Raw genomic sequence first — 13,408 nt, forward strand, 5'->3', positions numbered from 1 at the left:
CGTTCGCTGACGCCGGTCGTTGAGTGAGACGTCCGGCGATAGGTTACAAACGGCACGCCGGAATCCGGGAAGGTGTTTGCAATCATATTTTTTTATAGCGGTCCGCGCCGGTGACGCGGCCGTTGGCTCATTCGGCCAGTTTTGTCGGTGTGATCCCCGCCGGGATCGGGCAGTGATAAGGCTGTGAGGCGCGCACCCGATCGAACTCCGCCTGACAACGGGCCAGCGCCGCCGAATCCTGCAACAGCGTGACGACGGTGGCGGCCATCACTTTGCCAGCCAGAAACATCCCCTTATGCGCGATGCTGGTGCGACCCTGCGCCACCAGCTGCCAGGTATGCAGCGGCGTACCGAAGGTGAAGCAGGGCGCAAAGCACTGCGCGGTCGGCGTCACCCAGCTGACATCCCCGACATCCGTTGAGCCATACAGCAGCTCGCGCGTCACGGCATAAGGCGCTACCTGATCCATAAACAGCCGGTCACCCAGTTGCTCAACCCAGGCCTGGCCTGCTTCGCCGCCGGTTCGGGCTGCGTTGAGCCGCGCATTGCGCAGATCGTCGTCGGTCAGGGTGGCGCGTATCTCTGCCGCGAACGCTCGCTCCTCATCGCTGTAATCGGGCAGACCAAACTGATGCAAATAACGCTCCATCACGGCTTCCAGCGCGCGATTGGGCACGTAGTCAGAGCAGGCTTTGTCAAAACGCACCGTCAGGGTGGTGTCGGTCATCAGCGCCGCACCGCGGGCGATATTGATCACCCGCTGGTAAATATCCTGCGCCTGCTGCAGTTCCGGCGCGCGGATCAGGTAGAGCACTTCCGCGTCGGCCTGCACCACATTCGGCGAGACGCCGCCGCTGTTAGTCACCGCATAGTGCAGCCGTGCTTCCTGCACGATGTGCTCACGCAGAAAATTGGCACCGGTGTTCATCAGGGTGACCGCATCCAGTGCGCTGCGACCGAGGTGCGGTGAGTTAGCAGCATGTGCCGCGACGCCTTTGAAGCTGAACGCCGCCTGGATATTGGCGAGCGTGCGCAGATTAAACATCCCGCTGAAGCCTTCGGGATGCCAGGTCACCGCGGCATCGACATCATCAAACAGCCCTTCGCGCACCATAAAGGTTTTGCCGGAGCCGCCTTCTTCACCGGGACAGCCGTAAAAGCGCACCGTTCCGCCGGTATGATGTTGCTGCATCCAGGCTTTCACCGCACTGGCTGCCGCCACGCCTGCGGTACCGAGCAGGTTATGGCCGCAGCCGTGACCGTTGCCGTTGGCCTCCAGCGGTTGCGGGCGGGCGCATCCCGCCTGCTGGCTCAGGCCCGCCAGCGCATCAAACTCGCCAAGGATGGCAATCACCGGTTTACCGCTGCCGAAGCTGGCAATAAAGGCGGTATCCAGGCCGCCCACGCCGCGTTCTACCGTGAAGCCCTCCGCCGCCAGCGCATCGGCCAGCAGCGCGCAGGAGCGGGTCTCGGCAAAGCGGGTCTCCGGCGTATCCCAGATGGCGTCGCTGAGTGCGCTGAAGCGCGCCTGATGACGGTCGATATAATCAGCAATGAACGCTTCCATCATCGGCCTCCGTCAAACTGCGCCTGATTCAGCGCCAGGGTTGCCAGCATCGCGATCGCCACGGGCATCACCTGCTCATCAAAGTCGAACTTCGCGTTATGGTGACCCGCCGCCAGATCGCAGCCGAAGATGGCATACGAAGCCTGCCCGCCGCGTTGCTTCACCCGCTCCATCATGTAAGTGGCATCTTCCGATCCGGCCGCCTGGGCCTTACGATCGACCACCGAATCGAAGATGCCGAGCGCCTCTGCCTGCTGATGGATAAAATCGACCCACGGCTGGGTTGGGGTGCAGCTGCGGGCGGCCCCCATCAGCGTGACCTGGTGCTCAACGCCATACATCGCCGCCGCGCCAGCGATGACCCGCAGCGCCTGCTGGTAGATGTCATCGTTAACCTGATTGGTGACGCCGCGGGTTTCGACTTTCAGCAGCGCACAGTCGGGCACCACGTTACGTCCGGTACCGGCCTGCAGTACGCCAACGTTGACACGCGCCACACCGCCGCTGTGCTGGGTAAGACCGTGCAGCGCCAGCGTTGCCTGAGCCGCCGCCAGCAGGGCATTGCGGCCCTCTTCCGGTCGACCACCGGCATGCGCGCCGACGCCGGTGAAATTGACGTCGAGTTTGGTGGTGGCGAGGAAGCTGTCGCTGCCACACACCAGCTCACCCGCTGGCACGCCGGTGCCGAGATGGATAGCGGTAAACAGATCAACATCATCCACCACGCCAGCCGCCACCATCGCTCTGGCACCGCGAACCCCCTCTTCGGCGGGCTGGAAAATGAGTTTAATCGTGCCGCTCAGCTGATCTTTCATCGCCATCAGCACCGAGGCGAGGCCGAGGCCGATGGTAGTGTGGCCGTCGTGTCCGCAGGCGTGCATCATGCCGGGATTGCAGGAGGCGAAGCCTTCACGCTGTGGCAGGTGATCTTCCGCCTGACTCTCATTGAGATCGAGCGCGTCCATATCGACCCGGAAGCCGATCACCGGGCCGGGACGACCGGTTTCCAGCGTGGCAACGATGCCGCAAAAACCGCCGGAGAAGTGGTTGATCCACTGCGGTAACGCGCCCTGCTGCAGCGCCCGGGCTTCCTGCTGCTGCAGCACGGTCTCGCTGGGTAAGCCCATGCGCGCATCGGCGTCGATCACCTCACGGCCCAGTTGCAGGTGATAACCCAGCTTGTGCAGCTCGTCGGCGACCCGCGTGGCGGTACGGAACTCCAGCCAGCCAGATTCCGCGTAATGATGGAACTCCCGGCGCCAGCTTTTGAGCTGCGCCAGCCGGGCGCTGATAAGGTCGGAAAGGGTATTCATCGGCACTGTCCTTACTGTTGGTTTTTTACGCACTGCCTCGAATCTACACAATGGTATTAGCCGGCATAAGATGCGAATATCTTGTGACTGATAAACAACGGTTATCACAAAAACTATGACTGCCAACCTTAAACTTCATCAGCTGCGCGCCTTTGTTGACGTGGCACGCCAGGGCAGCATCCGGGCGGCAAGCCGTCTTTCCGGGCTTTCGCAGCCGGCATTAACCAAAGCGATTCAGGAACTGGAGCGTGAACTCGGTGCCCGGTTGTTTATCCGCCGTCAGCAGGGCGTGGTCTTAACCGATATCGGTGATAACTTTTTTCGACATGCCAGTCTGGTGCTGGCGGAGTTGCGAGTAGCGCAGGAGGATATCCAGCAGCGGCTGGGGCTGGGCGGCGGGCAGGTGAACATCGGCGTCGGCGGCAGCGTGGCGCGCACCATCATGCCGCAGGTGATTAACCAGTTTCATCGTGAATACCCGCTGGTGAAGGTGCGCATCGTAGAAGGGCAACTGGTGTCGATGGTGCATGAGTTGCGGCAGGGCGCGCTTGATTTCACCATCAATACCTACGATCAAAGTCATCTCGATCAGGAGCTGATGTATGAGCGAATGATGGAGCGCGAGTATAAAGTGGTGGTGCGCAAGGGCCATCCGCTGGAGAAGGCACGCTCGCTGGCCGAGTTGCAGCAGGCGGACTGGACCATGCCGACGCCCAAGGGCAGCTACTATCGCTTACTGCACGATCTGTTTGACGAGCGCGGCATGGCACCCAAAATAGTGGTGACCTGCGAAACCTTTATGGCCTGTACCAGCCTGGTGGCGCAAAGCGATTTCATCAGTATTTTATCGGTGGATGTGATCGACGATCCCATTCTCGGCCGCTCGCTGGTGGCGCTGTCGCTGGACGAACCGCTGCCGAAAGCGATCTTTTATCTGATTCAGCGTAAGGATACCGCGCTGACGCCGATGAGCAGTTATATGGCGCAGTTATTTCGTCGTTATTGCCAGCGCTGACGGGTAGCGTTCTCTCATCGTCTACACTTGGTGTATTCGCGTAAATGTGAGTTCAACCCACAATCGGAGGTGACGATGCAAGTCTGTCCATATCTGTTTCTCTATGGTCGCTGTGAAGAGGCAATCGAGTTTTACCTGCAGGCCACAGGCGGGAAACTGCTGGAGAAAATGACCTTTGGCGATATGCCAGAGCAGGGCGAGCAGGTAGGCGATCAATCTGCGCCGCCGCAGCCGCCGGAAAAAATCATGCACGCGCATCTGCGTATCGGTCAGGGAGAGTTGATGCTGAGCGACGGTAACACGCAGAAGCCGCCGGCCTCGGATCACGCCGGCTATGCGGTCAGCCTCGCCACCACGGATGCAGAGCAGGGCAAAACCTGGTTTGAAAAACTGTCCGTGGGCGGCAAAGTGACGACCCCGTGGCAGGAGACGTTCTGGTCAAATGGATTTGCGATGTTTATCGATCAGTTCGGCATTCCGTGGCGCATCAACGTGGTGAAGCCGCAGGAATAAAGCAGGATGCGGGATCGGCGCCGGTGACAGCGGCGCCGTTTTAGGGTCGCCTGAGCACGGCCAGCCTTGCAGCCAGCCGCCCGCTCATCAGAAGTTGTAACCCGCCACCAGGTAGTAACCCCAGCCGGTCGATTTCACTTCAAACGGACCGTTACCGAAGTTCAGCTCCTGCCCATCCGCCCACTGACCGCCATTGTGGAAGTAACGCGCCACGGCTGAGAAGTGCCAGTGATCGTAACCCAGCGACAGAATATGGCTTGAAGCGATTGAGTTACTGGTGCGCGACGAACCGCCTTTCTCGTTGAGATCGGAACCCCAGTCAAAGTTGGTGAAGCCGACATAGCCAAGGTTACCGCCCCACAGCGTGGTGATCGGCACAAAGTATTTCACCTTGAAGCGATAGCCATCCCAGCTGTTTTCATTTGCCGCACCGTAGTTTTCCCACTGATATTTGGCATAGACGTTCAGTGACAGACCCACATCGCTGTGAGTATCGATATCGGTGCCCAGACCCATATACCAGGTATTCTGGCGGTTATCGCTGTTGCGGCCCATGTCGTAGATGTAGTTGTTGGCGAAATACCACTCTTTGAACGGACCAAAGGCCAGGCTGGTGCCAGTCAGTTTGTCGATCGAGAAGCGCGGTTCAATCTCCATAAACATCGGCGAACCGTGGTCAAAAATACCGTTGGCGTTGCTGTTACCCGCGCCGAAGAAGTTGGTCAGATCGAGATAACCGTAGAAATCGAACCAGTCTTTTTTGGCAAACGCTTCATATTCCAGATAAACGTCGTTGTTAAACTGCGGCCCGAAGCGCGTGTGGTAGCTGCCCACCACGTTTACGCTCTGATGCCACCAGTCGGACAGATATTGCGGATCGCTATCAGCGGCTTGCGCAACACCCGTCCAGGAACATGCCAGTACGGCACCTGCTATCAACGTTTTGAATTTCATTATCATTAACCACATGCTTTTGACCGCTGCACAGCAGGCGCAGTCAGAGAGAAGTCGATCCCGGGGTGGGGAGTGAGTTATTCAGGACATAACAGCCAGTTTCCAGCCCGCGTAGCGTGCCTGCAACATAGCGATAGAAAATAGATTTTGCTCACGTTTGTCAAAAAGTGTTGCATTACAATTCAGTGAAAATGTGACGTGCTTCACAATAATGGCGGTGATCGAACGGAACCAGGCAACCGTTTACGTTGTCTGGTTCGCGATCAAACGTGCGGGATCAGGGAAAAGTGACGCGGACCTGCAAACCACAAATTGCACCCTGTGGCGTCAGGCAATTGGAAAGGGCGACATGAATCTGATGCTTCTGCGCAACGCTGCGCACAATCGATAAACCCAGACCGCTGCCCTGCGCTTTAACGTCAGGGGAACGGGTGAAACGGTCAAAGGCGCGTTCAATAAAGGATTCCGGCATACCTGGTCCGTTATCGACAATATCCACCACCGTCTTGCCCGCCACCCGATGCAGCAGAACATCCACCAGGCTCCCTTCCGGCGTATGCAACATGGCGTTACCAATCAGGTTGTCGAACAGGCTACGCAGTTCAGAGCGGCTGGCCTGCAGGCGATACTGGGTCGAGCCGTTAAAGCCGATATCGATGCCGCGTTTATCGGCCACCACCATCAACTGCTCAATGCTCTCTTTCAGCAGATCTTCCAGTTCAATCTGCTCAATGCTGGCCACCACGCTTTGATCTTCCTGACGGGAGACGTTCAGCAACTGGGTCACCAGGTGACGGGTACGCGTCACGCCCGCTTCGAGCTGACTGAACTGCCGGCTGGCCTCGCCCGGCTGAATATGCTGACGCAGATTCTCCAGCTGCAGCGTGACAGCGGTGACCGGGGTTCGCAGTTCGTGAGCGGCATCTTCCAGGAACTGCCGCTGGGATGACCAGGCCTCGCGCAGCTTATTCAGCAACGCGTTATACGCGGCAACCAGCGGCAGGATCTCATCCGGCAAGCCTTCCGGTGAGACATTGTGCGGATGATGCGTCTCCTGCGCCGCGATCTGCCGCGAGGCGACCTGCAGATCGCGGGTGATCTTCCGCACCACCAGCCAGATCACCAGCAGCGACAGCGGCATCATCAGGATCAACGGAATGATCGCCGACAGCGCCCGTTTGACCATCAGCGCTTTCATGTAGCTGAGGTTGTGCATCACCTGAATGGTCTTGATCTCACTGCCAGGCTGACCGGGTCGGGTATAGATACGCCATTCGCAGTCATCACAATGGCCCACATCGACATCGCGGTAACCGCGCTGGGCTTGCAGCGGTGCGTGCAGTTCCGGCCACGAGCTGGCACGCAGCCGGCCCTGGTTATCCCACAGCTGCACCACAAAAGCGCTCTTCGCCTTGTCAGGCGGAATGAGCATCGGCATCAGTGCCGGCATCTGCTTGTTGGTCGACCAGGCATCGGCGATTTTCGACAGCTGATCGTCCTTCATGGTGCCGACCATGTCGCCATAGCAGCTGAAGAAGTACCAGGTGACGCCGCCAATCATCAGCAGATGAATAATCAGCAGCGTACTGAGTAATTTATTGCGTAACGAACGCATAAAGGGGAACGGTTTCATATTGCCGGCACCCGCCAGCCCAGCCCGCGTACATTGCGAATCGCGTCGTTATCCAGCTTGCGCCGCATCCCGTGGATCAGCACATCAACCGCGTTGCTGCTCACTTCGTCGCCCCAGCCGTAAATACGGTTCTCCAGCTGCTCGCGCGAGAGAATCGCGCCGGGACGCTCCAGCAAGGCATAAAGCAGGGCATATTCGCGCGCGGTCAGCTGCTCGCGCTGGCCCTTATAGAGCACTTCGCGCGTCATCATATCCAGCTGCACATCGCCGCTGCCCAGCACCGAATCCGCCGCACCGTGGCGACGTCGGGTAATCGCCCGCATCCGGGCCAGCACTTCCTGCAGATCAAAAGGTTTAAGCAGGTAATCGTCAGCGCCGCTGTCGAGCCCCTGTATCCGCTGCGCCACCGTATCGCGCGCAGTCAGGATCAGCACCGGCGTAGAATCGCCGCGCCCGCGCGCCCGGCGCAGCACCTGCAATCCGTCATCACGCGGTAAGCCGAGATCCAGCAACACGCAGCTGTAGCCGCCTTCGCTCCAGGCGTTATGGGCATAAACGCCATCGCGTACCCAGTCCACCGACCAGCCCGCGCCCTCTAAAGCCTGCTGCAGGTTCGCGCCGATCATTTCATCATCTTCAACCAATAACACGCGCATGGCTGATCTCCTTCGTAAAGATGGGAGAGAGTTTATACATCAATTGTTAGGTCAGAATTATCCGCCGTCATTCCGCCGTCATACTTCGTACTACAGCGGCGTTGGCTACGTCTGGCCGCCTTGCGGTAATACGAATTATAGGGGCGAATCGGGTGTGACTTAACGCAAATTAGCCTGGCGGATTCGACGGTGACTTAACACAAATTATTTAAATGCTGGCCGCCAGGAGGCAACGAAAAAGAGTTAAATCGACGCCGATGTAACTTAACGCAAATTATTTTACCGGATTGCCAGGATCACTTAATGCTTATTATTCAGGCAGGTTGTTGCCGTTATCTGACCGATAAAGGGGGCCGCAGGCCGGAATCTGGCGGTTGCTAATTCTGCGCTAATTTTCTGCTAATTAAGGGATAAATTTAACCGGGTAAAGTGGGTTCACTGCACATCAGCGTAAATCAGGAGGAACCCATGAATCAGCGCGAGTTTATTCGGAGTTTGCTGGACTGGATTGAGAACAACTTAGGACACGATCTGCATCTGGATGAGGTGGCGCGTCGCTCTGGCTATTCCCGCTGGCATCTGCAACGGCTGTTTCGCCAGCATACCGGATTTTCCCTGGCGGAATATATCCGACAGCGCCGGTTAACCGAATCTGCGCTGACGCTGCTGAGCAGCAATGAAGCGATATTGCAGGTCGCCATGAACTACGGGTTCGACACCCAGCAGGCCTACACCCGCACCTTCAAAAACTATTTTATGATGACGCCAGGCCAGCTACGCCGCCAGCGCCGGGTCGAGCCGGACCGGTTACTGTTTCCGCTGGCCATGGCCAGTTGATGCCTTTGATGGCCTTCCCGCCAGATGAAACGCGCGGGAAGGTCGGCAGGCACGGCTCCGCTGTCTGATCCCATCCCTTCTTTTTTACTGACCTGCCGCCGTAAGCTGCCCCGAACATGCTAGTTTGATGCCAGAATCCTCAGGGTATCGGAGCGGTAACGCATGGAAAACAGTGCTAATTTAACCGCCATGCTGGTGTTTGCGCGGGTGGTGGAACTCCAGAGTTTCAGTGAAGCGGCGCGGGCGCTCGGCTGGTCTAAATCCCACGTCAGCCGCGAAATCTCCCGTCTTGAGCTGCGGCTCGGCATCCGGCTGTTGCAGCGCACCACCCGGCGACTGGCGCTGACCGAGCTCGGTCAGGCTTACTATCCCTATTGCGTCCGGATGCTGGCAGAAGTGCAGCGGGCCGATGCCTTTGTCCAGCAACTGCATCAGCAACCGGCCGGTAACGTACGTCTGCAGGCGCCGGTGACCTATGGCTGTCAGTGCGTGGTGCCGGTGCTTAATCGCTTTCTGCGCCGCCATCTGCACATTAACGTCGACCTCGATCTGACCGACCGTAACCACGATCGGCTGGATGAGCAGGTGGATGTGGCCATCGTGATTCGATCCCGGCCACCGCAGCAGGGGCATTTTCGGGTGATCAGCGACATTGAGTGGGGACTGTATGCGGCACCGGCGTATCTGGCGCAGCGGCCTGCTATCGATCATCCTGAGATGCTGCCGCGCCATGACCTGCTGCTGTTTCATGGGCCGGCGCATACCGCCGCGCTGCCGTTTCGCCGCGACAAGCAGCGGCTGGCACTGGATGTCCGCAGCCGTTTTCGTGCCAATAACAGCATGGCGCTGCTGAACGCGGCGCTGGCGGGCAGCGGCATCGCCTATCTGCCCTCCTATATGGCGCAGGAAGCGGTCGCCCGTGGGGATATTCAGCAACTGCTGCCGGAGTGGCAGATGGATCGGCTACAGAGCTATCTGCTGCTGCACGACACGCTGCAGCCCGCTTCGCCAGTCAGCTTATTATGCGACACGCTGATCGCCGCGCTGGTCAGCCCGTGATTGTTGCTGTAGTGCAACAGTCAGCGCCACAAAGTAACTATCGTGCCGCCACTGTTGTTATCCGGCGCGCCTGGTTAGCCTGTATCCCTGATCAATGACGGGATATCTTTATGCAACTGCCAGCAGAAAAAGCAGAATTTCAGCACTGGAAGCGCAACTTATGGGTCTGTGTGCTGGGCTCATTCAGCACCATCGTGGCGATGACGCTGCTGCTGCCGTTTTTACCGCTCTACGTTCAGCAGCTTGGCGTGCAGCAACCCGCCGCCATTGCGCGCTGGTCGGGGCTGGCCTATGGCGCCACATTTTTCAGCGCGGCGCTGACCGCGCCACTCTGGGGCCGACTGGCTGACCGTTATGGTCGTAAGCTGATGCTGATCCGCGCCAGCCTCGGGATGGCTATCGCCATGTCACTGATCGGCATGGCGACCGCGCCGTGGCAGCTGGTGGCGCTGCGTCTGCTGGCGGGTTTGCTGGGCGGATACGCCTCCGGATCGACCATTCTGGTGGCGGCGCAAACGCCCAAAGGCCAGACCGGCTGGGCGCTGGGCATATTATCCTCCGGTATCATGGCGGGCAACGTGGTTGGGCCGCTGCTGGGCGGCGTGCTGCCGCCGCTGATCGGTATTCGCCAGACCTTCTGGTTAACCGGCGCGGTGATTTTTCTCGCCTTCCTGGCGACCACTTTTCTGCTGAAAGAGCAGCCACGCGCCGCCGCCTCGCCGCGGGAAAATTCCGCGCCAGCGCCTGCAGCAACACCGGTAAATCAGCGGCGGGTTTGGCTGATGTGGCTGTCAGGCATGTTGCTGATCTTCGCTACGATGTCGATTGAACCGATTATCACCCTCTATGTCGGCGAGTTTGTGTCGGGTAATCACCAGATAACGCGGGTCGCCGGACTGGCGATGTCGGCTGCCGCACTGGGCACGGTGATCGCCGCACCGCGGCTCGGACGGCTGGCGGACCGTGTCGGACACGAGCGGGTGCTGACAGCGGGCTTAGTGGTGAGTGCGCTGCTGCTGATCCCGCAGGCTTTTATTACCGCTGCCTGGCAACTGGTATTGCTGCGTTTTCTGATGGGGATGGCGCTGGGCGGACTGTTGCCCTGCATCACCGCCATTATCCGGCACAGCGTGCCGGGATCGCAGGTCGGACGGATGCTGGGCTATTCGACATCGGCACAGTATATCGGCCAGGTGACGGGCCCGCTGTTCGGCGGTCTGGTCGGGGGATCGTTTGGGATGCGGCCGGTATTTCTGGCGACCAGCGCGGTGATGCTGCTGTGCGGATGGCTGAACGGGCGGGCAATGAAAGATAGCGCGATCAAAAAAGGCGGACCGGAGTCCGCCTGATGTTAACCGCTGATGACAGGATTATTTCTGGTCTGGCAGCGCGTAGGCGATCACATAATCGCCCAGTTTGGTGCCAAACGAGCCGTGACCACCGGCCGCGATGACAACGTACTGCTTGCCATTCGCTTCATAGGTCATTGGCGTAGCCTGACCACCGGCTGGCAGACGTGCCTGCCACAACAGCTCACCGGTATCGGTGCTGTAAGCACGCAGGTAGTTATCGGCAGTTGCACCGATAAAGAACACTTTACCGGCGGTGGTGATCGGACCGCCCAGCATCGGCATACCCATTTTGAACGGAATCGGTACTGGCGCGCTGTCGCGGGTAGTACCAATACGCTGTTTCCACACCACGTTGTTGGTCTTCAGATCCACCGCAGAGACGTAACCCCACGCTGGCTGTTTACACGGCAGACCAAAGGGTGACAGGAACGGGTTCAGCTCAACACCGTAGGGAACGCCATACTGCGGCTGAATACCGGTTTCCGTGCCTGAACCCCCCTCAGCGCCTTTCGGCGGTTCGATCGGGTTGCCTGGACCACGAGGGATCAGCTTCGAGACAAACGGCAGCGCCATCGGGTTAGCAATCGCGATCTGACGATGTGGATCGACAGCGATGCCGCCCCATTCGAACATACCGAGGTTACCCGGGAACACCAGCGTACCCTGCTCAGATGGCGGGGTGAACGGACCTTCATAGCGCAGACGCTTGAAGATCACGCGGCACACCAGCTGGTCGTACATCGTCGCGCCCCACATGTCCTTGTCCGTCAGATTCTGTTTCGGACGGAAGGTCAGCTCAGAGTAGGGCTGGGTGGCGGAGACGTGATCGCCTTTCGCCGCACCCTGCGGAACCGGTGTTTCAGGAGCCGGAACAACCGGCTTGCCGGTACGACGATCCAGCACAAAGATGTTACCGGTTTTCGCCGGCGCATAAATCACCGGTACGGTGTTGCCCTCTTTATCGGTGATATCAGCCAGCGTCGGCTGCGATGGCAGGTCCATATCCCACAGATCGTGGTGCACGGTCTGATAGGCCCAGACCAGCTTACCGGTGGTGGCGTTCAGCGCCACCACGCTGCTGGCATAACGTTCCTGTTCTGGCGTGCGGTTACCGCCCCAGATATCCGGTGTGCTCACGCCCATCGGCAGATAGACCGTATCCAGTTTCGGATCGTACACCGCCGGTGCCCATGAGTTCGGGGAATTCATGGTGAAGGTGTGTTCATCGGCCGGTATCGCGTTTGGATCTTTCGCGCCCGGATCGAACACCCACAGCAGTTTACCGGTATTCACATCAAAACCACGGATCACGCCTGACGGCTCGCGGGTTGAGTAGTTATCGGTGACTGCACCCGCCATCACGATGGTGGTGTTGGTAATCACCGGCGGTGAAGTCGGCTCATACTGACCTGACGTGGTCACGGGCTGTTTGTGTTGCAGATCCAGCTCGCCGTTGACGCCGAATGACGGGCAGCGTTCGCCGGTTTCCGCATCCAGCGCAAACAGACGACCATCGTTGACCGGCAGATAGATGCGACGTGAGCAGAGCGCAGGCTGGCTGTTGGCTGCATCGGCAGCGGCCGGCACTTCATGATAAGAGACGCCGCGACAGGTGACGTGCTGGAAGGTTGGATTCACCTTCATGCCCGGATCAAATTTCCACTTCTGTTTGCCGGTAGCCGCGTCCAGTGCAAACAGGATCTGGTGTGGCGAGCAGAGGTAAAGAGTGTCGCGGATTTTAATCGGCGTCACTTCGTCGGTGATTTCACCCGGATCGTTGGCGGTTTTTAAATCACCGGTCTGGAACTGCCAGGCGACCTGCAGCTCTTTAACGTTCTGGTGATTAATCTGCTTGAGCGGAGAGAAGCGGGTTCCCTGCTGATCGCGCGCATAAGCTGGCCAGTCACCGTCCGGAATGTTGCTCAGCGGCTGTGCCTGCGGGGCGTTGTCAGCGGTTTCCGGCAGCGTCCCGTTGATGACCTGCGGATCGTTGAACACGGCGTAAGCCAGTACCACCGCACTGGCGATCAGCGCCACGGCCATGGCACCCAGCGGACCTTTACCCACATTGTGCAGGCTGCGCCAGACAAACGGCAGCACCAGCCAGACGCCAAAGATCACCAGCACATCGGTACGCGGTGCCAGCGCCCAGAAGTCAGTACCGACTTCCCAGACGCCCCAGGCCAGCGTAGCCAGCAGCAGCAGGGCGTATACCACCAGCGCGGCGCTGTTTCGACGCCACAGCAGGAAAGCGGTGATCAGCATTGCTGCACCGCCGACGATGTAATACCAGGAACCACCAATGGCGGCTAACCAAATACCGCCAATCAGCATAAACGCACCCGTCAGCACTGCGAACAGCACCGTCAGGAAACGAATTACGCCAAAAGATGAGGAGTTTTTCCCCATAATATCGACCTCGTTTCGTTGCCATAAAACACACGAAAACAACCAGATAGGTTGTCTTCAGTTATCAAGTACAAATGATGAAGGGTGTTCTTAAATCTCT

Annotated in this window: 11 protein-coding genes; 5 read left to right on the top strand and 6 right to left on the bottom strand. The window is 58.8% G+C overall.

Going from position 1 to position 13,408, the window contains the following annotated elements:
- Nucleotides 1–127 precede the first annotated feature (127 nt).
- Both ACX3P5_RS01330 and ACX3P5_RS01335 read right to left on the bottom strand, forming a co-directional pair.
- A complete protein-coding gene (locus tag ACX3P5_RS01330) occupies nucleotides 128–1,570 on the bottom strand; it encodes a M20 family metallopeptidase (protein ID WP_336755962.1) in 1,443 nt (480 codons plus the stop codon).
- A complete protein-coding gene (locus tag ACX3P5_RS01335) occupies nucleotides 1,567–2,880 on the bottom strand; it encodes an amidohydrolase (RefSeq protein WP_458968185.1) in 1,314 nt (437 codons plus the stop codon). Before ACX3P5_RS01335 ends, ACX3P5_RS01330 begins: the two co-directional genes overlap by 4 nt.
- Before the next feature lie 115 nt (nucleotides 2,881–2,995).
- Between ACX3P5_RS01335 and ACX3P5_RS01340 the strand changes: the two genes are divergently transcribed.
- Nucleotides 2,996–3,895, top strand: a complete 900-nt coding sequence (locus ACX3P5_RS01340; RefSeq protein WP_233985537.1) for a LysR family transcriptional regulator — start codon at nucleotides 2,996–2,998, stop codon at nucleotides 3,893–3,895.
- Between the two features lie 75 nt (nucleotides 3,896–3,970).
- On the top strand, nucleotides 3,971–4,408 hold the full coding sequence (gene yjdN, locus ACX3P5_RS01345) for a VOC family metalloprotein YjdN (RefSeq protein WP_094122193.1): 438 nt from the start codon (nucleotides 3,971–3,973) through the stop codon (nucleotides 4,406–4,408).
- Between the two features lie 87 nt (nucleotides 4,409–4,495).
- Here the strand turns inward: yjdN and ACX3P5_RS01350 are convergent, their stop codons facing one another.
- The 3 genes from ACX3P5_RS01350 to ACX3P5_RS01360 form a co-directional block, all read right to left on the bottom strand.
- Nucleotides 4,496–5,362: a nucleoside-specific channel-forming protein Tsx gene (locus ACX3P5_RS01350; protein ID WP_094122298.1), complete on the bottom strand. Its 867-nt coding sequence runs from the start codon at nucleotides 5,360–5,362 to the stop codon at nucleotides 4,496–4,498.
- 277 nt (nucleotides 5,363–5,639) lie between these two features.
- Complete coding sequence (locus ACX3P5_RS01355) at nucleotides 5,640–6,995, bottom strand: sensor histidine kinase (protein WP_233985536.1); 1,356 nt, start codon at nucleotides 6,993–6,995, stop codon at nucleotides 5,640–5,642.
- Nucleotides 6,992–7,651 (bottom strand): response regulator, encoded by a 660-nt coding sequence (locus ACX3P5_RS01360; protein ID WP_094122195.1) that lies wholly within the window; start codon nucleotides 7,649–7,651, stop codon nucleotides 6,992–6,994. Before ACX3P5_RS01360 ends, ACX3P5_RS01355 begins: the two co-directional genes overlap by 4 nt.
- Before the next feature lie 468 nt (nucleotides 7,652–8,119).
- On the opposite strand from ACX3P5_RS01360, the gene ACX3P5_RS01365 reads away from it, so the two are divergent.
- The 3 genes from ACX3P5_RS01365 to ACX3P5_RS01375 all read left to right on the top strand — a co-directional run bounded on the left by ACX3P5_RS01365 (nucleotide 8,120) and on the right by ACX3P5_RS01375 (nucleotide 10,896).
- Complete coding sequence (locus ACX3P5_RS01365; RefSeq protein WP_003855685.1) at nucleotides 8,120–8,488, top strand: helix-turn-helix domain-containing protein; 369 nt, start codon at nucleotides 8,120–8,122, stop codon at nucleotides 8,486–8,488.
- Nucleotides 8,489–8,650: 162 nt separating this feature from the next.
- Complete coding sequence (locus ACX3P5_RS01370) at nucleotides 8,651–9,547, top strand: LysR family transcriptional regulator (protein ID WP_458968186.1); 897 nt, start codon at nucleotides 8,651–8,653, stop codon at nucleotides 9,545–9,547.
- 110 nt (nucleotides 9,548–9,657) lie between these two features.
- A complete protein-coding gene (locus ACX3P5_RS01375) occupies nucleotides 9,658–10,896 on the top strand; it encodes an MFS transporter (RefSeq protein ID WP_458968187.1) in 1,239 nt (412 codons plus the stop codon).
- Between the two features lie 21 nt (nucleotides 10,897–10,917).
- Here ACX3P5_RS01375 and ACX3P5_RS01380 read toward each other — a convergent pair whose 3' ends face one another.
- Entirely contained in the window at nucleotides 10,918–13,308 is a 2,391-nt protein-coding gene (locus ACX3P5_RS01380) for a glucose/quinate/shikimate family membrane-bound PQQ-dependent dehydrogenase (RefSeq protein ID WP_458968188.1), read from the bottom strand.
- Nucleotides 13,309–13,408 lie beyond the last annotated feature (100 nt).

This window comes from Pantoea sp. S-LA4 (genome assembly GCF_054482835.1).

What these genes read in the sequence shown, in the direction of transcription:
- ACX3P5_RS01360 (WP_094122195.1), bottom strand. Translation starts at nt 7,651, where the DNA reads ATGCGCGTGTTATTGGTTGAAGATGATGAAATGATCGGCGCGAACCTG.
- ACX3P5_RS01350 (WP_094122298.1), bottom strand. Translation starts at nt 5,362, where the DNA reads ATGAAATTCAAAACGTTGATAGCAGGTGCCGTACTGGCATGTTCCTGG.
- ACX3P5_RS01365 (WP_003855685.1), top strand. Translation starts at nt 8,120, where the DNA reads ATGAATCAGCGCGAGTTTATTCGGAGTTTGCTGGACTGGATTGAGAAC.
- ACX3P5_RS01375 (WP_458968187.1), top strand. Translation starts at nt 9,658, where the DNA reads ATGCAACTGCCAGCAGAAAAAGCAGAATTTCAGCACTGGAAGCGCAAC.
- ACX3P5_RS01380 (WP_458968188.1), bottom strand. Translation starts at nt 13,308, where the DNA reads ATGGGGAAAAACTCCTCATCTTTTGGCGTAATTCGTTTCCTGACGGTG.
- ACX3P5_RS01370 (WP_458968186.1), top strand. Translation starts at nt 8,651, where the DNA reads ATGGAAAACAGTGCTAATTTAACCGCCATGCTGGTGTTTGCGCGGGTG.
- ACX3P5_RS01335 (WP_458968185.1), bottom strand. Translation starts at nt 2,880, where the DNA reads ATGAATACCCTTTCCGACCTTATCAGCGCCCGGCTGGCGCAGCTCAAA.
- ACX3P5_RS01340 (WP_233985537.1), top strand. Translation starts at nt 2,996, where the DNA reads ATGACTGCCAACCTTAAACTTCATCAGCTGCGCGCCTTTGTTGACGTG.
- yjdN (WP_094122193.1), top strand. Translation starts at nt 3,971, where the DNA reads ATGCAAGTCTGTCCATATCTGTTTCTCTATGGTCGCTGTGAAGAGGCA.
- ACX3P5_RS01330 (WP_336755962.1), bottom strand. Translation starts at nt 1,570, where the DNA reads ATGATGGAAGCGTTCATTGCTGATTATATCGACCGTCATCAGGCGCGC.
- ACX3P5_RS01355 (WP_233985536.1), bottom strand. Translation starts at nt 6,995, where the DNA reads ATGAAACCGTTCCCCTTTATGCGTTCGTTACGCAATAAATTACTCAGT.